Source organism: Streptomyces sp. NPDC004721, assembly GCF_053601495.1.
Map to the genome: position 1 here is coordinate 135,021 of NZ_JBSGBZ010000016.1, position 23,724 is coordinate 158,744.

At 69.0% G+C, this 23,724-nt stretch carries 17 protein-coding genes and 6 pseudogenes; 15 read left to right on the forward strand and 8 right to left on the reverse strand.

From position 1 onward, the window contains the following. Window positions 1-202 precede the first annotated feature (202 nt). On the forward strand, window positions 203-694 hold the full coding sequence (locus tag ACWEK3_RS17335) for a hypothetical protein (protein WP_453250014.1): 492 nt from the start codon (window positions 203-205) through the stop codon (window positions 692-694). 181 nt (window positions 695-875) lie between these two features. Here ACWEK3_RS17335 and ACWEK3_RS17340 read toward each other — a convergent pair whose 3' ends face one another. Beyond that, window positions 876-2,132 carry an MFS transporter gene (locus ACWEK3_RS17340; RefSeq protein WP_450546080.1) on the reverse strand — a complete coding sequence of 419 codons (1,257 nt, stop codon included), beginning with the start codon at window positions 2,130-2,132 and terminating at the stop codon, window positions 876-878. A gap of 108 nt (window positions 2,133-2,240) precedes the next feature. On the opposite strand from ACWEK3_RS17340, the gene ACWEK3_RS17345 reads away from it, so the two are divergent. Continuing rightward, the gene (locus ACWEK3_RS17345; RefSeq protein WP_453250015.1) at window positions 2,241-3,815 is read left to right on the forward strand and encodes a hypothetical protein; all 1,575 of its coding nucleotides are present in this window, start codon (window positions 2,241-2,243) and stop codon (window positions 3,813-3,815) included. Between the two features lie 160 nt (window positions 3,816-3,975). Continuing rightward, window positions 3,976-4,149: pseudogene (locus ACWEK3_RS17350) on the forward strand (GNAT family N-acetyltransferase); the annotation flags it as partial. Between the two features lie 59 nt (window positions 4,150-4,208). Here the strand turns inward: ACWEK3_RS17350 and ACWEK3_RS17355 are convergent. Continuing rightward, a pseudogene (locus ACWEK3_RS17355) lies at window positions 4,209-4,606 on the reverse strand ((2Fe-2S) ferredoxin domain-containing protein). Continuing rightward, on the reverse strand, window positions 4,603-6,585 hold the full coding sequence (locus ACWEK3_RS17360) for a heavy metal translocating P-type ATPase (RefSeq protein WP_453250016.1): 1,983 nt from the start codon (window positions 6,583-6,585) through the stop codon (window positions 4,603-4,605). Before ACWEK3_RS17360 ends, ACWEK3_RS17355 begins: the two are co-directional and overlap by 4 nt. Window positions 6,586-6,719: 134 nt before the next feature. On the opposite strand from ACWEK3_RS17360, the gene ACWEK3_RS17365 reads away from it, so the two are divergent. Next, window positions 6,720-7,109 (forward strand): ArsR/SmtB family transcription factor, encoded by a 390-nt coding sequence (locus tag ACWEK3_RS17365; protein ID WP_450546088.1) that lies wholly within the window; start codon window positions 6,720-6,722, stop codon window positions 7,107-7,109. 19 nt (window positions 7,110-7,128) lie between these two features. Here ACWEK3_RS17365 and ACWEK3_RS17370 read toward each other — a convergent pair. The 3 pseudogenes from ACWEK3_RS17370 to ACWEK3_RS17380 all read right to left on the reverse strand — a co-directional run bounded on the left by ACWEK3_RS17370 (window position 7,129) and on the right by ACWEK3_RS17380 (window position 11,046). Next, window positions 7,129-8,370 (reverse strand): annotated as a pseudogene (locus tag ACWEK3_RS17370) (MFS transporter). After that, a pseudogene (locus ACWEK3_RS17375) lies at window positions 8,367-9,119 on the reverse strand (PLP-dependent cysteine synthase family protein); the annotation flags it as partial. The pseudogenes ACWEK3_RS17370 and ACWEK3_RS17375, both read right to left, overlap by 4 nt. Window positions 9,120-9,783: 664 nt before the next feature. Continuing rightward, a pseudogene (locus tag ACWEK3_RS17380) lies at window positions 9,784-11,046 on the reverse strand (DUF418 domain-containing protein). A gap of 372 nt (window positions 11,047-11,418) precedes the next feature. Between ACWEK3_RS17380 and ACWEK3_RS17385 the strand changes: the two are divergent. Further along, the gene (locus ACWEK3_RS17385) at window positions 11,419-12,423 is read left to right on the forward strand and encodes a DUF1259 domain-containing protein (protein ID WP_453250017.1); all 1,005 of its coding nucleotides are present in this window, start codon (window positions 11,419-11,421) and stop codon (window positions 12,421-12,423) included. 397 nt (window positions 12,424-12,820) lie between these two features. Here ACWEK3_RS17385 and ACWEK3_RS17390 read toward each other — a convergent pair whose 3' ends face one another. Continuing rightward, window positions 12,821-13,273 carry a DoxX family protein gene (locus ACWEK3_RS17390; RefSeq protein ID WP_453250018.1) on the reverse strand — a complete coding sequence of 151 codons (453 nt, stop codon included), beginning with the start codon at window positions 13,271-13,273 and terminating at the stop codon, window positions 12,821-12,823. A 311-nt stretch (window positions 13,274-13,584) separates the two neighbouring features. Here ACWEK3_RS17390 and ACWEK3_RS17395 point away from each other — a divergent pair, with 311 nt between their 5' ends. The 3 genes from ACWEK3_RS17395 to ACWEK3_RS17405 all read left to right on the forward strand — a co-directional run bounded on the left by ACWEK3_RS17395 (window position 13,585) and on the right by ACWEK3_RS17405 (window position 15,706). Then, window positions 13,585-14,049, forward strand: coding sequence for a hypothetical protein (locus ACWEK3_RS17395; RefSeq protein ID WP_453250019.1), 465 nt, complete (start codon window positions 13,585-13,587; stop codon window positions 14,047-14,049). Between the two features lie 128 nt (window positions 14,050-14,177). Continuing rightward, window positions 14,178-14,759 carry a peptidoglycan-binding domain-containing protein gene (locus ACWEK3_RS17400; protein ID WP_453250020.1) on the forward strand — a complete coding sequence of 194 codons (582 nt, stop codon included), beginning with the start codon at window positions 14,178-14,180 and terminating at the stop codon, window positions 14,757-14,759. 716 nt (window positions 14,760-15,475) lie between these two features. Then, window positions 15,476-15,706 (forward strand): hypothetical protein, encoded by a 231-nt coding sequence (locus ACWEK3_RS17405; RefSeq protein ID WP_453250021.1) that lies wholly within the window; start codon window positions 15,476-15,478, stop codon window positions 15,704-15,706. 72 nt (window positions 15,707-15,778) lie between these two features. Here ACWEK3_RS17405 and ACWEK3_RS17410 read toward each other — a convergent pair whose 3' ends face one another. Continuing rightward, window positions 15,779-16,213, reverse strand: coding sequence for a hypothetical protein (locus ACWEK3_RS17410; RefSeq protein WP_450546119.1), 435 nt, complete (start codon window positions 16,211-16,213; stop codon window positions 15,779-15,781). A 36-nt stretch (window positions 16,214-16,249) separates the two neighbouring features. Between ACWEK3_RS17410 and ACWEK3_RS17415 the strand changes: the two are divergent. The 7 genes and pseudogenes from ACWEK3_RS17415 to ACWEK3_RS17445 all read left to right on the forward strand — a co-directional run. Next, window positions 16,250-16,336 (forward strand): annotated as a pseudogene (locus ACWEK3_RS17415) (hypothetical protein); the annotation flags it as partial. A gap of 200 nt (window positions 16,337-16,536) precedes the next feature. Then, entirely contained in the window at window positions 16,537-16,890 is a 354-nt protein-coding gene (locus ACWEK3_RS17420; RefSeq protein ID WP_376653674.1) for a VOC family protein, read from the forward strand. A 713-nt stretch (window positions 16,891-17,603) separates the two neighbouring features. Then, the gene (gene ltrA, locus ACWEK3_RS17425) at window positions 17,604-19,022 is read left to right on the forward strand and encodes a group II intron reverse transcriptase/maturase (RefSeq protein WP_453250022.1); all 1,419 of its coding nucleotides are present in this window, start codon (window positions 17,604-17,606) and stop codon (window positions 19,020-19,022) included. Window positions 19,023-19,796: 774 nt separating this feature from the next. Then, window positions 19,797-21,200, forward strand: a complete 1,404-nt coding sequence (gene ltrA / locus ACWEK3_RS17430; protein WP_453250023.1) for a group II intron reverse transcriptase/maturase — start codon at window positions 19,797-19,799, stop codon at window positions 21,198-21,200. Window positions 21,201-21,391: 191 nt separating this feature from the next. Then, the gene (locus tag ACWEK3_RS17435) at window positions 21,392-22,228 is read left to right on the forward strand and encodes a helix-turn-helix domain-containing protein (protein WP_453250024.1); all 837 of its coding nucleotides are present in this window, start codon (window positions 21,392-21,394) and stop codon (window positions 22,226-22,228) included. Window positions 22,229-22,310: 82 nt separating this feature from the next. Continuing rightward, window positions 22,311-22,781, forward strand: coding sequence for a cupin domain-containing protein (locus tag ACWEK3_RS17440; protein WP_390878952.1), 471 nt, complete (start codon window positions 22,311-22,313; stop codon window positions 22,779-22,781). Then, window positions 22,778-23,497: an SGNH/GDSL hydrolase family protein gene (locus ACWEK3_RS17445; protein ID WP_453250025.1), complete on the forward strand. Its 720-nt coding sequence runs from the start codon at window positions 22,778-22,780 to the stop codon at window positions 23,495-23,497. The genes ACWEK3_RS17440 and ACWEK3_RS17445 overlap by 4 nt, the downstream gene beginning before the upstream one ends. The last annotated feature ends 227 nt before the right edge of the window (window positions 23,498-23,724 follow it).

Below are 23,724 nucleotides of genomic sequence, written 5' to 3' on the forward strand. Positions count from 1 at the left end.
AAGTCGGCGTCATTGAGGAAATGAACATTCATAACGAATGATCCCAGCATGAGTGGGCGCAGGTTGCACGTGATTTTGGATCACTCGCCGACGGCGTCACGTCGGCGAACAGCACATTCGACACACGCCCTGGTACTGCATCAGGCAACGCTCTCCCTGTCGTAAGCCTCGCCCGGTTGCTGCGCCGGGCGGCATCGAGGTGTTGACCGGACTGACGGACAACGCGCTCGAAGGACTCCAGGTCAGCCTCGACGCCGGGATGGCCAAGCTCAACAGCCTCAACGGCCGCTGGGTGATGGAAGCGATGCCGGGCCGCGAGCGGGAAGCGACGCTGATGCTCTCGAACCGCCAGTGGCCCCTGGTGGCCGCACGGATGGCGGAGATGGAGACCGAGGGCAAGCCAGTGCGCGAGCACCTGACCCGCCTCATGGGAGACACCTCGTGGGAGAAGGGGCCCACGCCGCAGCTGGGCTCACGGCTGGTGGAGGCCACCAATGATGCGCTGCGCCGGCCGCTGGGTGAGGCGGCCGCGTCGCGGGCGAAGGTGAACACCACGGCGGCCCGCGCACAGTCGGCGACGCTGGACCCTACGAGGCGGCAGGCGGCGGGCAAGAGCGCGGCGCCTGTAGAGGCCGGGGTCGCTGCGCACCGGCAGCAGAACGGGCCCGCCCCCAGGCGCGGCAAGACCCGCTGAAGGGCTCTGACGCACGTGTGTCGCCGACCCGGTGGCTTTGTAAGTGAGTCCTGACACCGCTTGTCGGTCAGCGGCGACAGCGCCCGGTGTCGCTGAAGAGTGTACGAGTAGGAGTGAGGTGCGACGATGCAACCTGCTGAAGATCGTCCGAGGCAGGCGGGGGCGGACTCCGGTGGCGACCTCAGTGCTGCGGGCGGCCGGGCAGTCGGCTCAGGAGTGCGACAGCGCACAGCACGGGGATGAGTGCGGCCAGCGTCCAGGTCAGGCCGGCGAGCTCGGCGGCCCAGCCGATCGCGGCGGGACCGAGCAGGGTCCCCGCGTAGGTGAAGGTGGTGAATCGGGAGATCAGCGTCGCGGCTTCCGGGCTGTCCGCCTTCGCCTGCCCGACCGCGCTGTAGGCCAGCGGGATCAGGACCGACGCGCCCGCGCCCGCCACGGCGAACCCGCCGATGGCCGCGACCGGGTTCGGCGAAAGAAGCGCCATCGCCAGGCCGCACGCTGCGACGAGGCCGCCGGCACGGAACAGGACCGGGGCGCCGTAGCGCAAGGTCAGGCGGTCGCCGATCACCCGGCCGACCGCCTGAGCGCCGGTGTACGCGGTCACCGCCGTGGCCGCAAGACCGAGCGACGCGCCCCGGGAGTCGTGCAGGAAGATCGCGCTCCAGCCGAGGGCGGCGCCTTCGCAGACCATGAGGGCCGTGCCGGTCAGGCCGAGTGCCACGACCTCGCGGCTCCAGCCGCCGCGCAGGCCCAGGCGGCGCGGCTCGGGCGAGGACGCGCGGGCGCGGTCCCCCGTGTCGGTCTCCACCAGGAGTGGCCCCAGCAGCAGGCCCCCGGCCATGAGCACGGCGGCGGCTGCCACGAGGTGCGTGGCGAACGAGATACCCGCACGTTCCAGGACGGCCGTGGCGAGTGAGGCTACGACAGCGCTGACGCTCCAGGCGGCGTGGCAGCCGTTGAGGATGGGACGTCCCAGGCGCCGCTCGATCGCGACGGCATGGGTGTTCATGGCTGCGTCGGTGGTGCCGTGCACGGCGCCGAGGGCCGTGACGACCACCACGAGTTCGACGGCTCCTCCGACCAGGCCGACGAGCGCCAGCAGCACGGGCATGACGAGGAGTGAGGTGCGCAGCACCGGCCGCGTCCCGACCCGTGCCGTCAGCAGTCCCACACCCTGCATGCAGGCGAGGGCCGCCACGGCAAAGCCCATGCCGATGAGCCCGAGTTGGCCGTCGCTCAGATGGTGCTTGTCCTTCAGTGATCCGAGCCGGACGACGTACGTCGACAGCGTGAGCCCGTTGAGAAAGAAGACGGCTGTCGCCGGCCACCGTCCGGCGCTCGCCGCCCTGCCGGGCGGTGCCGACCCGGTCGAGCCGCCACCGGCCTGGTCGGCAGCCGTTGTTGTCGTGTGCGCCGCGGTCTGGTCCTCGGCAGTCATCGTGCGCGCTCCGTCGCGTTCCACCCGTGACCCGAGGGTGCCCGGACGACAGATGAAGTCGAATCAACTCTAACCACAGACTGCTGACATCGCCCGCGGCCTCGGACGGTGCTGGCCGGGCTGCTGCTGGCCGCCTACTTCACCGGCCGGGCAACGGTCGCCGAAGCATGGCGCATCCTGCACTTCCGCCTCCGCCCGCACGCCCGCACATCGTTGGGCATCGATCCAGACCCGCCCACGACCGCGCGGGAGAGCGTCGCGGCCAGCCGCCGTCTCTACCGTGGCTTCGACCGGATCACCACGGTCCTCGACCCGGCCCGCTGCGACCGCCGCTCCCGCCTCCCGCAGGACATCGCCGACGACCACGCACGCGTCTGGAACTCTCCCGCCGGGCTGGAGGCGGCCGAGCGGCTCCAGCTCTTGGCGAACCAGCTCGTCCTGGCCCCGGTCCGTATGGCCCAGGAGCGTGGGCATCTGCGGGGCTGGCGCGGGGACGTCGGTGTCGACGCCACGGCGATCCCGGTGCTGGCCCACCCGGACAGCGACCGCAACGGGACCGCGTCGGTGGAGATCACCGCCGGCTGGCACTACAGCGGCGGATCGGACAAAGGGAATTTCGGTTACAGCGCGACCTTCGTCGTCGCCGCCCACCGCCGCCCGCCCGGCCAGGAAGCCGGAGACCCCACCGGCTACCCCCAAATGTGTGTCGGCCTGGTCCTGGACACCCCGACCGTCCGCACCGGACGCAACGCGATCACCGCGCTCCAGGCCCTGTCCGGCCTCGGCCTGCCGGTCGGCACCTGCGCGGCCGACCGGGCCTACACCGGATGCTCGCCGGAGAACTTCCAGATCCCAGTCCGCCGCCTCGGTTACCGCCTGGCCCTCGACTACAAGGCTGCCGATCGCGGCACACAAGGCAGCTGGCAGGGTGTCCTCCTGGTCGACGGCACGCTCACCTGCCGGCACATGCCCGCCGCCCTGGCCAACGCGACCCACCGGGCCGACGACAAGACAGTCCGCGAGATCCGGGACAACTCCCAGCTCACCGACCGCATCGCTGCCCGGACCGCGTTCCACCTCAGGACGAAGGAGGGTCCGGACGACCGGGGCTCGGTCCGTCTGCACTGTCCGGCCGCCGGCCCGTCCCCGTCCGTGAACTGCGCACGCCGCGACCGCCTTCGCCCACAAGGCCCCCGCGCTGCGGGCCCGCCTCAGGCGGTGCTGGACATCAGCGACACCCGCCGGCGCGCGGCTCACCCGGCTGCCAAGCCCACCGTCCAAATCCCGTCCGAGGAATGGCTCGACCCACCGCCAGCTGAGCAACTGCCCCCGGTCTGCGGGAAGTCCGCCATCACCGTCCCCGCAGACGCCTCCGGCGATCTCAAGACCGCCAAGTTCCGGCAGGACATCCCCTACCTCTCCACTGCCTGGATCGCCGCCTACAAGCCCATCGGATCCCACAACGAAGGGATCCACGGGCGGCTCAAAAGCGACGAGATCGACATCGGCAACCCCAAACACCGGCCAGCCCCCGGCCAGGTCGCCCAGAACCTCCTCGTCGCCCTCCTGGCTACCGCCGGAAACGTCGACATCCTCGAGACCTGGCTCTACCAGCGCACCGGCACCCACCTCACCGACTGCGCCGGCCGCTGGGTGAGGCGGCCGCGTCGCGGGCGAAGGTGAACACCGCGGCGGCCCGCTCGCAGTCGGCGACGCTGGACCCTGCTAAGCGGCAGGCGGCGGGCAAGAGCGCGGCGCCTGCAGAGGCCGGCGTCGCTGCGCACCGGCAGCAGAACGCGCCCCCACCGAGTCGTGGCATGACCCGCTGAAGGACCCTGGCGGAGCCCGCGAGGAGATGGGCCTGGAACAACTCCACCTTGCAGCACGAGGTGGAGTTGGCCTGGAACAGTTCTACGGACGACTGGGCTGGAAGGAGGTCGGTCGCTGGCCTGGGGCCCTGCGCCTCGCTCCCGACGATGACCGTGACGAAGTGCTCATGGTCCTCAGCCTGCTCTGACGCTGCTTGTGTCGGATGGACGCGAACACCTAGGCAGCCGGAAGCTACAGAACAGCCGCTCAGTCTTCGACGGCCCGCCGTATGCGCCGGGACGGAGAGAATTCGTAGAGGTCGAGGATGTCCGGCGGATCGGCGAGCCCCGGACCGCCAGCCCGGACCCGGCCACGATGTCGTCCGTCGCGTCGGGGTCGTTGACCAGTCCGAGCCAGATCGGCCGCCCACCCGCGGCGCGACCGGCCGGGGACGGCTGTACGACGATGACGTTGGCCTGTTCGCAGGCGTCGAGGCAGTTCACCGCCCGGACCTGGGCCATTGGGCTCAGCGCGGCTTTCAGCGTGGCGAGTTGGGCCGCGTGATCGACACCGGGGACCTTGGCCGTGCCGCAGCAGCAGCCCCGACACACGGTCACCGTGCACCGGGGCGCCGCCTGCGCCGTGGGTGCCTTGCGGCGGCTCACTCGGCGGCCCGCGTCCAGGCCGCCTCGCGCAGCAGCCGCAGTCCGTTGAGGCCGACGATGACGGTGGAGCCCTCGTGGCCCGCGACGCCGAGCGGCAGAGGTAGGTGGCCGACCAGGTCCCAGACGACCAGGCCGGTGATGAAGACTCCGGCGATGACGAGGTTCTGGACGACCAGGCTGCGGGCTCGGCGGGACAGGGAGACCACGGTGGGGACAGTGGCGAGTTCATCGCGGACGATGACCGCGTCGGCGGTCTCCAGGGCCAGGTCGGATCCCGCCCGACCCATGGCGACGCCGGTGTGGGCGGCGGCCAGCGCGGGTGCGTCGTTGACGCCGTCGCCGACCACCATCGCCTTGCGGCCGGCGGCTTCCAGTTCCCTGACTGCGGTCACCTTGTGATCGGGCAGCAGCCCGGCTCGTACGTCCTCGATGCCGACCTCGGCGGCGAGGTGGGCGGCTGCGCGCGGGTTGTCGCCGGTCAGCAGCAGGGGCGGCGTCCCCGTCAGGGAGGTCAGCGCCGCGACGGCCGCGGCGGCGTCGGGGCGCAGCCGGTCGGCGATGCCGAGCATGCCCACTGGCGCTTCGTCCACCGTGACCAGCACTGCCGTCCGGCCCCTGTCCTCCAGCTCACCGGAGAGCACCTCGGCCTGCGCCGAGTTGGTGTCTGCGGCCTCGCCGAGCAGCCGGGCCGGGGCTCCGACGGCGACCACGCGCCCCTCGACGGTGGCCCTCACGCCGACCCCGGGGGTGGAGGCGAAGTTCTCCGCCACCGGCAGGGCGAGCCCGCGCTCACGCGCCGCAGCCACGACGGCCCGCCCCAGCGGATGCTCGCTCGGGTGCTCCGCAGCGGCCGCGAGGATCAGCAATTGGCCCGCGTCGAGCCCGGAACCGGTCACTGGGCGGATGTCGGTCACCCGGGGGGTGCCCTCGGTCAGCGTGCCGGTCTTGTCGAACGCCACCGCGTCGACCTGTCCCAGCCGTTCCATCACCACCGCCGACTTCACCAGCACGCCGCGCCGCCCGGCGTTGGCCATGGCCGACAGCAGGGGCGGCATGGTGGCCAGCACGACCGCGCACGGCGAGGCGACGATCATGAAGGTCATGGCCCGCAGCAGCGAGCCGGTGAGGCTCGCGCCGAAGGCGAGCGGCACCAGGAACACAGCGAGAGTCGCCGCCACCATGCCCAGGGAGTAACGCTGCTCGACCTTCTCGATGAAGAGCTGGGTGGGTGCCTTGGTCTTGGAGGCCTCCTCCACCATGCGCACGATGCGGGCGATCACCGTCTCGGAGGCGTCGCGCTCGACCCGAACCCTCAGCGCACCGGTGCCGTTGAGGGTGCTGGCGAAGACTTCGTCGTCCTTCTCCTTGGCCACGGGCAGCGGTTCGCCGGTGATGGTCGCCTGGTCCACGTCACTGGCCCCGTCGAGCACTCGGCCGTCGACGCCGATGCGTTCACCGGGCCGTACGAGGATGGTGTCGCCGACGGTGAGCGCCTTGACCGTGACGGTCTCCTCACTGCCGTCGCCGTCGACGCGGGTGGCGGTGGGCGGAGCCAGATCGAGCAGCCCGCGCACGGAGTCGGCCGTGCGGGCGGTGGCCAGTGCCTCCAGAGCGCCGGAGGTGGCGAAGATGACGATCAGCAGCGCGCCGTCCATCACCTGCCCGATGGCCGCCGCGCCGAGCGCGGCCACGACCATGAGCAGGTCGACGTCGAGGGTCTTCTCGCGCAGTGCCTGCAGACCCGCCCAGCCCGGCTCCCAGCCGCCGGCCGCATAGGTCAGCGCGTACAGCGGGCCCCACGCCCATGCCGGGGCGCCGGTCAGCTGCAGCGGCAGCGCGAGCAGGAAGAAGACGGTGGCCACAGCTGCCCAGCGCGCCTCGGGGAGCGCGAAGACCCGGGTACGGCGATGGGGCGCACCCTCGTCGTGGGGAAGCGCGGCGCGGTCGGCGGCCGTGGCGGGCGCGAGTGTGGAGGTCATTGGTGCGGAGGTCCTTCGCGAGGGCATGACGTGGTCGCGGACAGCCGGAACGCCGGCGCCGCTACGCCCACCGTACAGGACTACATGAAGAGTCGTTCATGCGTTCATGGGTTCCGCTCCGTAGGATGAAAGCCATGGGCCACGGAGCTGACGCCAAGACCACCGCCACCGCGCGCGAGCGCCTCGAATCCGTCGGCGCCGCCGACGTTGCCGCCACGCTCCAGGCCCTGGCCACCCCCTCCCGGCTGCGCATTCTGGCCCGCCTGCAGGAAGGCCCGTGCGCGGCGACCGAGCTGGCCGACGCCGTCGGTATGGAGCAGTCGGCCTGCTCCCATCAGTTGCGCCTGCTGCGCAACCTTGGGCTGGTGACGGGCGAGCGCCGGGGCCGGTCGGTCATCTACGCGCTGTACGACAACCACGTCGCCGAGCTGCTGGAGCAGGCCCTCTACCACGTGGAGCACCTGCGCCTCGGCCTGCGCGACGCCCCGGCCGAGGCTCCGGCCACGGTGGCCGGAGCCCTCTGAGCCGAGCGGCCGCCTCGCCTCATCCCGGTACGACAATCGGCCTCGCCACGAGGTACCCGGCCTGGTGCAGTCGTAGCACCAGCCCCGCGCAAGCAAGGCCCGTGGCGGCCAGCGCCGCCCACGGCAGCCACCGCACACCGGTGTCGAAGAGCGCGCCGACCGCCAGGTTGCCGAGGGAGATGGCGACACCTGAAGCCGTGTTGTAGGCGCCGTAGTACGTGGCCACCAGCCGGTCGCCGGAGAGTCGTACGACGGTGTCCATCTCGAAGGGATAGAGGAGCGCCCCGCCCCAGGCCAACAGCGCGGCGCACAGGGTCAGCGCACCCACTCCGGCCACAGCCTCGTACGACCGGGGCAGCAGCGGCAGGAACGCCGCTCCCATCAGCACCAGCCCGTACACGATCGCCCGCGGACCGGACAGGTTCCGCTTCGCCCACGCGGTCAGCTTCAGCTGCCCCGACAGCGCGGCCAGCGCCGAGACGGCGAAGACCGCGCCGGTCACCAGCCCTGTGTGCTCGCCGAAGAGTTCACGGGCGCGTAGCGGAAGGGCGAGGTAGACCTGGAAGGCCAGGATGTACGAGCCGCTCATCGCGGCGGCGAAGAGGAGGAACGGCCGGTTGGCCGCGACGGTGCGCCAGTCGGCGGGCACCGCCCGCCAGGCGGGTTCCGCGCTGCGGCCGGCCGGCGGACGGGCGGGCAGGGCGCGGGCCTGCAGGGCGGCCAGTGCACCGAAGATGAGCGCCGCGACCGCGCACACCACGCCGAAGTCCCAGGTCAGGAGGGCGAGTCCGGCGAGCGGGCCGATGAGGATGCCCGCCTGGTAGAAGACGTTGAAGGCGGCGAATGCCTCGACTCGCCGGTCCTCACCGGCATCCATTGCCAGATACGCGCGTACGGCCGGGTTGAACAGCGCGCCCGCCAGACCGGTCAGCCCTGAGGCCAGGACCAGCACCGGCAGGCTGCCGGCCACCGCGAGCAGCCCGAAGGCGACGGTCCGCAGCGTGCACCCCGCCAGGATCATCGGCTTGCAGCCCTAGCGGTCGGCGAGCGTGCCGCCAATGAGGAACATGCCCTGCTGGGACAGGTTGCGCACGCCCAGCACCAGGCCGACGGCCCAGGCCGCCAGTCCGAGGCCGTGGGCGAGGTGGTCGGCCAGATAGGGCATGAGCATGTAGAAGCCGAGGTTGATGGCGAACTGGTTGACCATCAGCAGCTGCGCGGGCCGGTCGAAGGAGGCCACCTGGGCCCGCAACCGCCTCATCGGACACCCGCCTTCGCCGTCTCGCGGCCCAGCGGATCGCGGACCTGGCTGCACCGTGTCCAGGAGGTCACCACGCACGCGTCCGGCTCAGCGATCTCGTCCGGCTCCGGCGGTGGCTCCTGACCGAAGAGCCCGTGCTCCTGGCACCAGGCGTCGTTGTAGACCGTGTCCAGGTAGCGGTGCGGGCCATCCGGGAAGATCGCGGCGATCCGGGTGCCGGCGGACAGCGTACGCGCCGCCCACCCGGCCACCAGCGCGACCGCTCCCACGCTCCAGCCACCAGAGACGTGGTACCGGCGGGCGAGCCGGCGGCAGGCCCACACCGCCTCGGCCGGGGCCACCCAGTGGACCTCGGCGAACGCGTCGTAGTCCACATTCGACGGATGGATGCTGGAGCCCAGTCCCCGCATGAGACGAGGGCCCGCGGGCTGGCCGAAGATCGTGGATCCGACCGCGTCCACCCCGATCAGCCGCAGCCCGGGGAACCACTCGCGCAGTCCCGCCGCGACGCCGGCCGAATGGCCTCCCGTGCCTACCGCGGCCACCAGGACGTCGACGCGGCCGAGCTGGGCGAAGAGCTCCGCGGCCAGTGGACGGTACGCGGCCCTGTTGTCGGGGTTGTGGTAATGGTCCGGGCAGTACGCGCCCGGGGTCAGGGCGAGCAGTTCACCGACACGGTCGCGGCGGGCCCGCTGCCAGCCGCCCTCCGGGTGTGGGACCGAAACCTGCTCGACGTGTGCGCCCAGCGCTGCGGTCGTTGCGGTTCATGGGCGCGCGGGCACGCCTCGGCCACCGCGTTGGGACGAGGTCGGGCGTGCGGGCGGCGCCTAGACGCGCCAGACGCAGTGGAGCGTGAGGGTGCCGCGGCTGTCCGAGGCACGCGCGGCATGAGGCGGACTGGCCCAGGCGGCGTACGCGGCCGTGGCACCCGCCACCGGGGAGGGTGCGACATCCGCACCGATGTGACCGGATCCGAGGTCGACGGTGGCATCGGCGGAGGCCCTGGGCCGGTCCGCCGCGTGCTCGATGTGATCGTCGGCCTCGTCGTGGTGCCCTGGAGCGTGGTCATCACTCTCGTGTCCGTGCCCCGGAGCCGAGCAGAGTCCGTGGCTGATTTCGGCTTCCTGATGAGTGGAGGCAGCTGTTCCGGCCCCGACGGGCAGATGAGGGCCGCCGTACGAGGAGCCATGTACGGTGCCCGCCAGATGGGCGAGAACCAGCAGAACAAGCCCCAGCAGCAGGCCGACATGGCCCGACCGCCCTGGGATCCCTGTCCCGATCCGCCTACCGATCACATACGGAGCGTATGGGAATGGTTGCTTTCTGTCGCGCCAGCATTGCGGTAATCGCTGTCCCGGAAGGGCGAGGAGCTGGACGGGCCGTGACCCTGCTGCGCAGCCCGTGCGCGCTGCCCTATTTGACGTGTCGCGCGGGCTGGGTGGCGATGTGGAGCAGGTTCTCGAGGGGCCCACGCCGGAAGAGGCAGGTCCAAACGGACGCCAGGAGCGTGGCGGTCGCGATGAAGCCGAGGAGTACCGGCAGCGCGTTCATGGTCTCGGCCTCGATCACGGCCATGTACCAGTCGTCGGCGAAGAACCAGAGGGCGACGATGTGCAGGACGTAGATGGTCAGAGCCATCATGCCGACTGCTGCGAGGGGGGTGGCCAGGCGGGTGAGCCGTGGCAGCCGGTCGGCGACGGTCAGACACGCGGCCAGCACTACGAGGGCGACACCCGTGTTGCCGAGGATCGAGAAGGTCGTCTGGCTGTGCGGCGCGCCCACCAGCAGCCAGGCGAGCGGGGTGTGGTTCTCGGGTTCGCCGACTGTGTCGGACCACCATCCCGACGCTGCCGAACTGCCGTCCGTGGCGGCCGCGATGGCGGTGAGGGCGTGCGGGACCAGGCGCAGGGCCAGCTAGGAGCCGCCGTAGCCGAACAGGGCGAGCGCTCCGCCGGCGAGGGCCAGACGGGAGCGGATGCCGGGCCGAGTGAGATCGAGTTTGGCCACTGCCATGCCCGTGACCAGGAACGGCATCCAGGTGAGGACCGGATACTCCCCTGTGAACAACAGTTCGATGATCCCGTCCGTGCCGCTGACCCGGGCCAACGGGTCCCTGGCCGTGACCGCGTCCGCCCAGTTCCCGCCCTCCACCGAGCTCCGGATCGCGTAGAGGACCTGAGGCAGGATCAGTGTGCCCGCGCCGGCGATGAGCGCGAGCGTTCTGGCCCGCAATCGGTACAGCGGGAGGACGGTCAGGAAGAGCAGCCCGTAGAAGCTGAGGATCACGTCAACCTTGGTGTCCAGGGCGGTCAGGGCGTAGCCGAACACCAGGAGGACGGCGGCGCGGATCGCGATCCGGGCCACCGCCTGTCGCCCGGACCGTCCGGTCCGGGGGTGCGGACGGCCGGTGATGATGACCAGCGAGAAGCCGGCGAGCAGCGCGAAGAGGGCGGAGGAGCGGCCTCGGGCCGTCTCCAGCAGGAACCCCACCGGCCCGCCCACCGTCACGTCGGGGCCGACATGGGCGGAGTACATGCCGAAGACCGCGAGGCCGCGGGCCAGGTCGATGCCGACCAGCCGCCCCGTCGACGGCGGGCCGGCGGGGGCAGGGGAGCGATCTGCCGCAAGCTCACGCGGCACCTGCGTCGGCACAGCCGACAATGCGTTCTGCGTCATGTCCTCAGACATTGCCGAACACCCGCCACGGCTCACGCGGCGCCATTCCGAAGGCACCCCGCCAACCGGCCGGAACCGCTCCGGCCGACTGGCTGGGGCCGCGCTGCCAATCGTGCGGCGGTGTCGACGGTGTAGCCCTCCTCGGGCAGGGCCCGGCGCAGCAGGCCCCATATCTTCGGCTCGTCCTGACCACCAGGATCCGCATGCCGCCTCCCTTCTGCTTCTGCTGCGCCGTTTGCCCCCACGATCCCGGCCGCGGGTGAAGCTGTCATGAAGTCACCCCGATGGGGGCGCTCTTCATGCCGGTTTCATCGGCAGCGGTTTGTCTGGCCACACAGGCACCATCGACGACGGACTCGACGAGGAGTGGCCATGTCACCCCGTTTGCCTATGAAGCCGGTCGCAGGGGCAGCGGCCACGTGCCTTCTGCTAGTGGGCTCCGGCCTGTTGACGGGCTGCGGCACTGCGACGACAGAGGGCGCTGCTGGGGGCGGTACGCAGACGGACGCGGCCCCGACCGCCACCCACGGCCAGGCGCAGCAGCCCGTAAAGACCACGGAGGCCGACTGGAAGCCGCTTGCCGACGCCCTCGGCCGCACCGGCACCCTGATGAAGGACACCGTCTACCGCGTCCCGCTGCCCCGCAAGGACCTCAAGGTCACCACCCAGGGCGTCGCCATCAAGCCGGGCCTGTCGCTCGGCGGCTATGCGACCTTCGCCAAGTACCACGACGCGACCATGCTCATGGGTGACCTGGTCGTCACCGAGGACGAACTGCCCAAGGTCACCGACGCGCTGCAGGCCGCCGGGATCGAGCAGACCGCCCTGCACAAACACCTGCTCCAGCAGTCCCCGGCGATCTGGTGGACACACGTCCATGCCATGGGCAACCCGGTCACCCTGGCCAAGGGCCTGAAGTCCGCGCTCGCCGCCACCGCCATCCCGCCCGCCTCACCGCCCCCGGCCACCCAGCCGCCCATCGACCTGAACACCGCCGGCATCGACAAGGCGCTCGGCCGCAAGGGCACCGCCGACGGCGGCATCTACAAGTTCTCCATCCCCCGTAAAGACACCGTCACCGACGGCACCCACGTGCTGCCGCCCGCGCTCGGCATCACCACCGGCATCAACTTCCAGCCCCTGGGCGGCAACAAGGCCGCCATCAACGGCGACTTCGTCATGACCGCCCCCGAAGTGCAGAACGTCATCCAGGCGCTGCGCAAGGGCAACATCGACATCGTCGAACTGCACAACCACTCGCTGAACGATCAGCCGCGCCTGTTCTACATGCACTTCTGGGCCACCGGCGACGGCGTCACCCTGGCCAAGGCACTCCACCCAGCCCTCAACGCGACCGCCCTAGCTCCCGCGTCATGATCGGCTGGGGCCAGGCCCGCAACGACGCCGAGGCGGATGTGAAGAAGCACGCTCGGCACCCGGAGTAGTTCGGTGACGCGGTCTACGCCGTGCTGGCGTTCGTGCGTAGGGTCAGCGTTTAACACAGCGGGGGGCGCCCGCGTTTGGCCCGCCGGTTGCTGCCGCGAGGTGGCCAGGCCCGTCGTGGGCGAGCTTCGCCCGCGACCGCCACCTGCCCCAGCCCGTGCGGCCAAGCGCTCATCTCGCCGAAGGGTTCGCCCGGGCCATGCCCTGGGGCACGGCGCTGAGCACCTTCATCAAGACGGCGCGCCTGCCCCCTGAACTGGCAACCCACCGAGCCCACGGGTGAAGAGGGCGTGTATGGATCTTTGTGTAAAGCGATGGCTAGCGGGCTACCTCATGCCGCAGCGGCGGCTTGCGCGGCCGGCTTCCTGACACGGGTGGTCATTATGTGATCGAGCGCGAGTGCGCCGGGGCCGGTGAAGACGAGGAGGAGGAAAGCCCAGCAGAACAACGCCGAGGACTCACCGTCGTTCTGTAGGGGCAGCAGGGCGGTGGGCTGGTGGACGACAAAGTAGGCGTAGGCCATCGATCCCGACGCGATGAACGCGGCGAGGCGGGTGAAGAGTCCGGCAACGGTCAGGAGTCCGCAGATGAGCTGGATGACGGACGCGTACCAGCCGGGCCAGTCACCGGTGGGGACGGTGCCGCCGTTGGTGCCGTAGACGCCTCCGAAGACGCCGAAGAGGGAGGCGGCGCCGTGGCAGGCGAAGAGCAGGCCGATGACGAGCCTGAAGGGGGCCAGAGCATAGGGCTGGACTCTGTCGAGGGTCTCGTTGAATGGATGCATGGGTGAAGTTCTTTCGAGGGTCCGCGTCGGGGAGGAGGACTGGGTGGTCACGTCCCGGTCCATGTCGATCCTGTCCAGGGCGTCGTCCTGGCAGAGGAACGGACGACGGCCGGCGCGGTGATGCGGAACCAAGAACCGCGCGGGGCGCCGGCCGCGGCTGGCGCCCCGCGGCGTCTCTCCTGCCGACCTTTCGACGGTGGTCGAAAGGTCTTGCGTCGACATAGTGGGCACGTCAGGATGGTTTTTACCTCGCTTTTGCGAACTAGTGTTCGCTTTCTGATGCCATGCCCACAACAAACAAGGGGGGACGCATGCGACTCACCATGCGATCCACATGGGCCAAGGCCGCTACCATCGGCCTCGCAACCGCCGCCGTCGGACTCCTCGGTCCCGTCCAGACCGCCGCCGCCGGCGAGTCCTGCACGCTCGGCATGTGCTCCGAGACCGTGAACCAGTCGTCCACGTGGATCGTCGCTTACAAGAACTGGACGACCTGCAGCGGCAGCACTGGCAGCACTGGCGGCGCCAACTGCGTGCAGACGAACGACAACACCAAGATCAAGACCATCCAACCTTGGAGCCAGACGCCGGCCGGCCAGGACTGGGACGCCTTCCGCGTCGACGCCGGCTACTGCTTCAAGGTCCGGTTCGTCACCGTGCTCGGCAACCAGTGGACGACGAACTACAACCGGTCCGGGCTGAGCGCGGTGTACGTCAAGGTGGCGAACGATGCCACCGCGTACGTCCTGGCCCAGAAATACGGCAGCTGCCCGTAACCCCGGCCGCGCCCAGAGGGCGGTGCGCAGGCGTGCTCCGGGGCGTAGCGACCCCAGGGCTTAGCGCCGCTTTTCGTCTGTCCAACCATGAACTCGGCTCCGGGGGAGCCCGAAACCTAAGGTGATTCATGAACCTGCACACGAAGAGGGCCAGGCTGGCAGCGTGCACCGTCGGTGCACTAAGCGCCACCATCCTCGCTGTCAGCGCTTCACCGGCTTCTGCGTCCGGAACCTACAGCGGCCTCGCCTACGTCTACGGCGCCGACTTCTTCCAAGACGACTGGAACAACGAGGGCGTCACGGACGCGAACACGAACGCGTACTCCAACGCCACCTGCCTGTGGCAGATGACCCTGTGGGCCAACGGCTTCCTCTCGTCCAAGACGTACGTCGACGGCATCTTCGGCAGCCAGACCAAGACCGCGACCGCCAACTACCAGTCGGGCGCCAACAAGTGGGGCGCCAACTTGAAGGTCGACGGAAGCGCCGGCAAGGCAACCTGGGGCGATGCGGCCGACAATATCGGTTACGTGTCGGGCAGTACTGCTTCCGGCGGGTCTCTCACGCTGACGTACTACGGCTGGAACCCCACTACCGGGGTCACGGGCCGTAACTTCTCCATGAAGCGTGGCACAGACGGCAACTACCAGTTCGTCGACGGCGATGGCGCATGGCGGAATGCCGGCTACAACTACCGGACCTGCAGCTGACGTCGGACACGCCCAGACGCGGCGCGAGGGCCCGTCTCCCGGAAGGGGGGCGGGCCCTCGGCGTGCCGCCCGCAGAGTCCAAGTTGCTATCGACGCCATCAAGCGAGGGGATTACGTCGGGACATCCCGTTGGAGGCCTGCCGCACCGGGCGGTCACGCCCCACGCCCCCGTGACCGAGCAGCTCGCCAACCAGCTCTCCCGGCTGTACGACCTCCTGCCCTGACCGAGCTGTCGAAAGACGATCCCGGCCGGGCCCAGGAACACTGGAGCGCGGCCCACGATCTGCGGGGGTGGCTGCGCCGTCTCCCGAAGGACGAGGAGAAGTCCGCGTTCCAGCGGGGGTGGGATCTACGGCCTTCGGAACATCAGGGCAGCGGTTGTCGATGAGATCGATCTTGGGCTTGGGAGTCTCAGTGTCCGAAGCTCAACATCTTCGATTCGGTGGCAAGTGCGGAATGCGTCATTTCCATCGCGGATGGCTCATAACTCTTCTTCCGGGCAGGATATCGCCCCTACATGCTTCTGCTCATGCCTACGTCATGGGCACGTGGGCTCATTGGGGAGGGGAAACATGCGAGCAGCACACCGCGCGAAGTTGGCGGCGCTGGCGGTAGGGGTACTTGCCGGGCCGGCAGGTCTGGTCGTGGCCACGGCTGCGCCTGCCGCAGCTAACGCCCCTTGCGGCGCGAAGGGTACGAACCTGACCAACAAGACCGTGAGGATGCCGGCGGGCGTCGCCGCCAACATGCGCTCCGGCTCCAGCACAAGCTGCCCTGTCACGGGGTGGGCCGACAATCAGGACACCCTCGTCTACTACTGCTACACGCGGGCGTATGCAAGCCTCGATGGCTGGACGTACCTCTACAACAGCACGGACAAGACGTACGGGTGGGTGAAGGACACCCTGCTGCCCAACAACGGCGCCTCCAGCTACTGCGGCTTCTGACCCTGAAGGCGAGCCGACCCAGCCCGTGACTGCAGTTACGGGCTGGGCCCTCGGGGGACAGACGTGGCCGGTCTAGGCGCTGCGCGGCTTGCGGGCCGACTTCTTCGCGGCGGTCTTCTTCTCCGTCGTCTTCTTGGCTGGCTGCTTCTTCGCAGCCTTCTTCTTCGGCGCGGGCATCTCGTGCACGTCGGCCTCCCCGCGAGAGGCCTTCGCTTTCTGCACGGACGCGTTCAGTGCGGCCATCAGGTCCAGCACCTGCCCGGGCTCGGTCTCCGGCTCCGTCGCCGCGGGCGGCTCCCGGTGCTCGCGCTTGGCCTCGATGATCTCCTGGAGCGCCTCGGTGTACGTGTCGCGGAACTCTTCGCCTTCGAGGTCGTCGCGCGCCAACGTGTCCATGAGCGCCAGGGCGCCGTCGATCTCACCCTCGTCGATGTCCACGGACGGCGGGTACAGCTCCTCCGGGGAGCGGATCTCGTCCGGCTCAGGGGAGGCGGGCTCAATAGGCACCACCTCACCTATCGAAAGAATGGCGGGACGGACGAGAAAAGGAACCTGATCCTCGTACACGCGGACTGTCATCAAATGCACCACGCGAAGATCGACAGACGTCCAACTACGCAGGTTCTGTGAGCCCTTGGGGCTTGCTTGAGCCGGATGCCGGGACGACTGGCAAGTCCGGTTCTGAGGGGGCCGGGGCGCGGTAACGCGCTCCGGCTACCCGACACTCCCTCTCCTGTCACTGCCGGGAGATGATGAGCCAGGGCCGCCGGGGCGGCCCGCCCCTCGACGGAGGGACGGGTGGGCCGCCGGTCCTGTCTATGCTCAGGCCCATGGCACTGGAATGGGAACAGATCATCGTCGACTCCGCCGACCCCGTCGCTCTCGGGCGCTGGTGGGCCAAGGCTCTCGGCTGGGTAGTGGTCGACGAATCCGAGGAAATCATCGAGATCCGGCCTGAGCCGGACCAGATGCCGGGGCTGCTCTTCGTGCCTGTCCCCGAGGGCAAGACGTCGAAGAACCGGCTCCACCCCGACTTCCGCCCCGACGACCAGGAGGCCGAGGTCGCCCGGCTGCTCTCCCTCGGTGCCCGGCGCGCCGACACCGTGCAGGACGAGCAGCACTGGGTGACCCTCCTCGACCCGGAGGGCAACGAGTTCTGCGTCCTGAGTGAGCGAAAGAGCTGAGCGGAAGCACTGGCGGAAGCGCTGAGCGTAGGCCGGGCAGTTGTCCGGGGCGCCCCGACGCCCACAGCAACACGGGGTGCCGGTAAGAACCGTGTCAGTGCGCCACGAGGCGCTGGTGCGCCGTGAGGCGCGGTGAATCGAAGGAGGTGCGAGACCTCCTCGCCAGGCTGTCGCAGCAGCCTGGTGGGAGCTGAGCGCAGTCCGACCCGGGAGGCGCCGGGGAGGGCGGGAAGCAGCGCTGACAAAGCCGGGACGGCCTGGAACTGCCAGACGGGCTGGGTCCGGCGAGCGAGATCAGAGGGCATACGAGAGGAATCAGTGGTAAAGCTCCGTAAGCGTGGCACCGGCTCAAATCTGGTGGATATGGGCCGGGTTGCAGTGCACAGTCGGCTGATATGGCGGACTGACTCCGTAGCCGACTTGGCGTGTCGGTGGGGAGGCCACGGTGAAAGCCTGCGGCGTAACCGTGGCGATGCTGCCGGGGCAAAGCTGGGTGCCGGACTGATCGATCGATTCACCGTGAACACGGGAACCATCCCGCACGGCTCCCGCTGCCCGGAATCCATCCGGGTCTGTGGGATAGATGCGTCGTCCGTCGAAGGGGCGGGATGGGGCGGAGGCCCCGTAGTAGTCCGAGCGGGCGAGAGGCCCGCGCATGGCGAAGGGGGCCAGCAAGTCAGCAGTACGGATGCTGGAATGCCGGGAGGTCGTTGGTGAATACCGACGAGCTGGAATACGCCTTACTTAAGGCCGAACGCCGGGTACTGGAGATCCAGACCAAGCTGCACCGATGGGCCAGTGATGATCCTCATCGCAGGTTCGATGATCTGTACAACCTCGTCACCGACCCGGGCTTTCTGCTGGTTGCCTGGGATCGGGTGCGGAACAACAAGGGCGCACGCACAGCCGGAGTGGACGGTGATACCGCCTACTACATCGAGTCCGTGCGTGGGCTGGAGGGGTTCCTTGCGGAACTGCGGGAGGATCTCAAGGCCCGCACCTTCCGGCCCCTCCCGGCGCGGCGGCGCGCGATTCCCAAGGCTGGTGGCAAGGTCCGCTATCTGGGGATCGCGACAATTCGTGACCGGGTGGCACAGGCGTCCTTGAAGCTGGTGTTGGAGCCTGTTTTCGAGGCGGATTTCCTCCCGTGTTCCTACGGGTTCCGTCCGAATCGCCGGGCGCATGACGCAGTGGCCGAGGTGCATCATTTCGCATCGCGCTCGTATGAGTGGGTGGTCGAGGGTGACATCAAAGCCTGCTTCGATGAAATCTCGCACTCCGCCCTTATGGATCGGGTGCGTGGACGCGTCGGAGATAAACGAGTCTTGGTCTTGGTGAAGGCATTTCTCAAGGCGGGCATCCTCGATGAGGACGGCACGCTGGTGGATACCGACGCCGGAACTCCGCAAGGGTCGATTCTTTCCCCGTTGCTGAGCAATGTGGCTCTCTCGGTCCTGGACGAGTACATCGCCCAGGGCCCGGGCGGGCCAGGAGCCAGCTCGTATGGAAGGGCCAAGCGACGCCGTCAGGGTCTGCCCAACTACCGCCTCGTGCGGTATGCGGACGACTGGTGCCTGCTCGTTTCAGGCACCGAGACGCACGCCGAAGCCCTGCGGGAAGAACTCGCCGGGGTCCTGTCCACGATGGGCTTGCGCCTGTCGCCGGAGAAGACCCTGATCACCCACATCGACGAGGGCCTTGTCTTCCTCGGCTGGCACATCCAGCGTCACCGGAAGCAAGGTACCGGCAAACGATACGTCTACGTCTATCCGGCCAAGAAGGCCCTGGTGACCATCATGGCCAAGGTGAAGACGATCTGCCGGCGGAGCACGAACCTGCCGCTCGAAGACCTGCTGCGTCAGCTCAATCGGATGCTGCGGGGATGGACCGCGTACTTCAAGTACGGGTGCTCGAACGCGACTTTCAGCTATCTGAGGGCCTACCTCTGGAAGGAGATCGTCAGATGGCAGGAGCGCAAGCACCGGCGGGTCCCCTGGAAGGTACTGCGCCAACGCTACGGCATCTGGCCCGCCGCGGGCGGGAGGGAGCTGTTCGACCCGGCACGGGTGAGCGCCAAGCGCTACTACTACCGGGGAACACGCATCCCGACACCGTGGCCGAGCACAGCGTGAAGTGAACACGAATCCACGGGACTTGTGGAGAGCCCGGTGCGCTTAGCGGTGCACGCCGGGTTCGGGAGGCGACCCGGAGAAACGGGCTGGTCGTGAGGCCAGTACCGCGCTCCGGGTCGACCTCACTTGTTTCGGACGGAGGTGGAAGACCACCGTCGCTTCGCCGTCGTAGCGGCGAGGTGAAGCTGGAGGCAGCCTGAACCGGGGACCGCCGGGGAGGGCGAGAGCAGCCTCGACAAAGTCGGGTCGGCCCAGCACTGCCGGATGGGTCGGGCCCGGTGAGCGAGACGGGAAGGTATACGCGAGGAACCGGCGTCATTACGCCTCTTGAGTTCTTGCCAGCTCCAATCCGGTGGATATGGGCTGGTCAGCGGTGCGCAACCGTCCGGAAGGGCGGGGAACTCCCGGTCCGGTATTGGCAGCTTGGGCCGGGAGGTCACGACGAAGGTCTACGGCGTAGTCGTGACGAGGCCGCAGGGGCAGAGCCGGGTGCCTAACCCGTCAACCGAACAGCAGTGAACGTGGGAACCGCTCGTGTCCGCTCCCTGCGACCCGGTCAGCCAGGCCGAACAGCGGGGATAGGCGCGATGCCTGCCGATGGGGGCGAGCGGGGCGGAGCCGTCGTAGTACTCGGAGCCGGGGAGAGCCCGGCACAGGGGGAAGGACGGCAGCGTGCCAAGCAAGGAGAGGAGTGCAATGCCCGAAGAAGCGCCGGTGAATACCGGCGCCGTGAGGTGGCCGGGTCCTGACTCGGCTCATTTCGCGGTACGGGAGATGCAGATCAAGTTGCACCGATGGGCGGGAGAAGACTTCTCCCGCAGGTTCGGTGACCTGTTCAACCTCGTCTACGACCCGGCGTTTCTGGTGCACGCGTGGGAACGCGTGGCCACCAACACCGGGGCGAGGACCCCAGGAACCGACGGGGCCACGGTGGCCCTGATCGAGACCTGGATCGGGGTCGAGGCGTTCCTGGAGCACATCAGGGACGCGCTGAAGTCGGGCGCGTTCGAGCCGGTCGAAGTACGGCAGGTGATGATCCTGAAGGCGAGCGGCAAGCTCCGCGCGCTGGGGATTCCCACAGTCGCCGACCGGGTGGTCCAGGCCAGCCTCAAGGCAGTGCTCGAACCCATCTTCGAGGCGGATTTCCTGCCGTGCTCGTACGGGTTCCGCCCCAACCGGCGGGCGCATGACGCGATTGCCGAGATCCACCACCTGTCTTCCGGGGCCAACAAGTTTCACTGGGTCCTGGAGGCAGACATCAAGGCGTGCTTCGACGAGATCGATCACACGGCTCTGATGGACCGCCTACGGGCGAGGATCAAGGACAGGCGCGTCTGCACGCTGGTGAAGGCGTTCCTGAAATCCGGGGTCATGACGACCTCCGGGGACCGGGAAGAGACGCTGACTGGGACCCCGCAAGGCGGGATTCTCTCCCCGCTGTTGGCCAACATCGCGCTGTCCGGGCTGGACGAGTACTTCGTCCGGCAGTGGCAGCAGGAGATGGGCAGCTACAAGCGGCGGGTCACGCGCAGGAAGCGTGGACTGGGCAACTGGCGGCTGATCCGTTTCGCGGACGACTTCGTTCTGATGGTCTCCGGGGAACGCCGCCATGCCGAGAGCCTGCGCGAGGAGGTGGCCGGCGTGCTCGCCCCGTTGGGGCTGCGGCTGGCACCGGAGAAGACCCAGGTCGTCCACATCGATGAGGGCTTCGACTTCCTCGGCTTCCACATCCGCAGGCAGCGGAAGCGAGGAACGCAGAAGCACTACGTCTACACCAAGCCGTCCAAGAAGGCGATCCAGTCGATCAAGGACAAGGTGAAAGACAGAACACGCAGATCAGACCTGCACAGGGACGTGGACGAGCTGCTGGCCAGCCTCAACCGCACCCTGCGCGGGTGGGCGAACTACTTCCGGCACGGGGTGTCGAAGGCGGTATTCAGCACGGTCGATGACCACGCGTGGCATCGCATCGTCCGCTGGATCTTCCACAAGCACTCCCGGCTCAGCTGGAGGGAACTGCGCCGCCGGTTCTGCCGACCGGGCAGTTGGAAGCTCATCTGCGACGGAGTCGAGTTCACCGGCGCATCCAGCGTCAAAGTGATCCGCTACCGCTACCGCGGCAGCAACATCCCGACCCCGTGGACACCACGACCAGCAGTCGCCAGCACAGGCGGCTGACCACCGGGCAAGGCACGTGGAGCGCCCGTTGCGTGGAGACACGCACGGCGGGTGCGGCGGGCGGGTCGGGGAAACGGGCTGGTCGCAAGGCCAGTACCGCGCCCCGGCCCGACCCAACCCAGCCGCAAACGGCGGTGATCAGTCCTTGGGTGGTGATCTTGCTGGGCTCGGCGGCTCGTACACTGCCGAAAATGGAGGACCACACGGCCACCGGGATCGGGGCACGTCCGGCGCCCGCATTGCGGCAGTACGTCGACTCGTATGTCTGTTTCGACCTCCGCGGGCTCCCGGCGGGGGTGCACTGCGGCCCGCCGAGCCGCGTGCTCACTGCGGTGATCAGCCTGTCAGATCCTTTGGAGGTGGCGGCGGGCGTTGACGACGGGTCACCGGTCACCCGATTCAGCAGCGTGGCCGGCGGTCTGATGCGCCGGTCCGTCGCGATCCACCACGACGGACGCCAGCAAGGTGTGCAGATATCGCTGACACCGCTCGGGGCTCGGGCCATCTACGGCATGCCCGCCGCCGAGCTCGCCCACCGACTGGTCCCACTTGACGAGCTTCTCGGAGCGCTTGGCGTCGAGCTGGTCGACCGGCTCCGATCGGCGACAACATGGGCGGCGCGGTTCACCGCGCTGGACGAATTGCTCCTCCGAACTGTCGGCCGTGGCGCCTGCGGCGACCATGTGCGCTGGGTGCGCCCCGAGGTAGCCGAGGCATGGCGCCGCCTCGTCGCCGCGCGGGGTTGCGTCCAGGTTGGTGCGGTCGCCGCGGAACTCGGCTGGAGCCGCCGGTACCTCACCGAGCGGTTTCGCGGTGAGGTGGGCCTGTCGCCGAAGACCTTCGCCCGAGTCTTGCGCTTCGAGCACGCGCACGAACTGGCGTCGGCGCAGGACCCGCTCCCGTGGGGCAATGTGGCAACCGTCTCTGGCTACGCCGACCAGGCCCATCTCGTTCGGGACTGGCGCGAGTTCACGGGCCGATCGCCGACGGCCTGGCGTCGCAGCGAAGTCCTCCTCGGAGCCGGGTAGCTGCCAACCGTCTGCCCGTCGCGTCGGCTTCTCTTCCCTTTTCTTCAAGACCGCCCGATCGCTGGCGTGGACGATCGTCGGCATGAGACTCGTCAACCACGAACGCAATGCCATGGACCTGCGGACCACCCCCGTGCACCTCGGACTGGGATCGAGAGCGAAACCCGTCGAGGGCTTCACCTGGGACCCGAAGGTGCTCCAGGCCTACAGCGCCGCGGTCGCGGCAGACGGCGCCGAGGGCCGGATGGTGATGATCTTCGACGGCGACGGGCTCGGCGACCACTGGGAGAGCCACCCTGCAGGCGACGAACTGGTCGTTTGCCTCAGCGGGTCCGTGACGGTCACCCGCGACGTGGACGGGGTCCCCGACCGCGTTCTGCTCGGGCCGGGCGAGGCCACCATCAACCCGGCCGGGGTATGGCACGTGGTCGACATGGAGGGGCCGACGTCCATCCTGGCCATCACTGCGACCCTCGGCACCGACCACCGTCCTCGGACCGACACCCGCCCGACCGAACGCGTCGGCACGCCCAGCCCGGAGGAAGCGCCGTGACGACACGCATCGCGTGCCTCGGCGACAGCCTCACCCGCGCGCAGTTCAGCGTCGACTACCTGGATCTTCTCGGACGACGCCGCCCTCCCGGTGACGTGCAGCTTGCCCGTTTCGGCGCCAACGGCGACTTCGCCTACAACCTCTTGCAGCGCCTCGATACTGTCGTCACGAACCCACCCGATGTGATCACCGTGTTGATCGGGACCAACGACGCCCGCGCGAGCCTTGCCGGCTACCCCGTCGAGCATGCCATAAAGCGCAAACAGCTCCCCGATCGCCCGTCGGCCGGCTGGTTCCAACAGTGCCTGGGAGCCGTCGTCGCACGGCTGCGAGCGGAGACCGACGCGACGATCGGTCTGCTGTCGCTACCGGTACTCGGCCAACAACTCGACGGAGCAGCGGCACAGGCATCGCAGGCGTACAGCCGGATGATCGCCGAGGTCGCCGCCACCAACGAGGTGGCCTACCTTTCGCTCCACGAACGCCAGATCGAGGAACTGCGCCAAGCGGACCCGCCGCCGATTTCATACCGGGAGGTGACGCCCGCAGCGGTCGTCGGCGTCCTCGTCCAGCACGCAGTGCTGCGCCGCAGCCTCGACACGATCTCGCAGCGGCGAGGTCTCGTGCTCACGACCGACCACATCCACCAGAACAGCCGCGGCGCCACCCTTATCGCTGAGGTCATCGACGCCGGTCTGCTGACCCAGAGCGCGTAGCTGGTTCCGGAGCCGCGGCCAGTCGGATGCCCTCTACCGCGCGGAGGTGGCGTGCGATCCAGACGGTCGACGCCTACGGCATCGAGATCAACCAACCGGCTCACACACCGCAGCCGTACGGCCTCGGGCTCACCCGCACGAGGGACACCGGGCAAGATCACCGCCGTTTGCGGCTGGTGACACGGTTCTTCCTGGCACCCCAACCTGGCGGCACTACGCACCCGGCG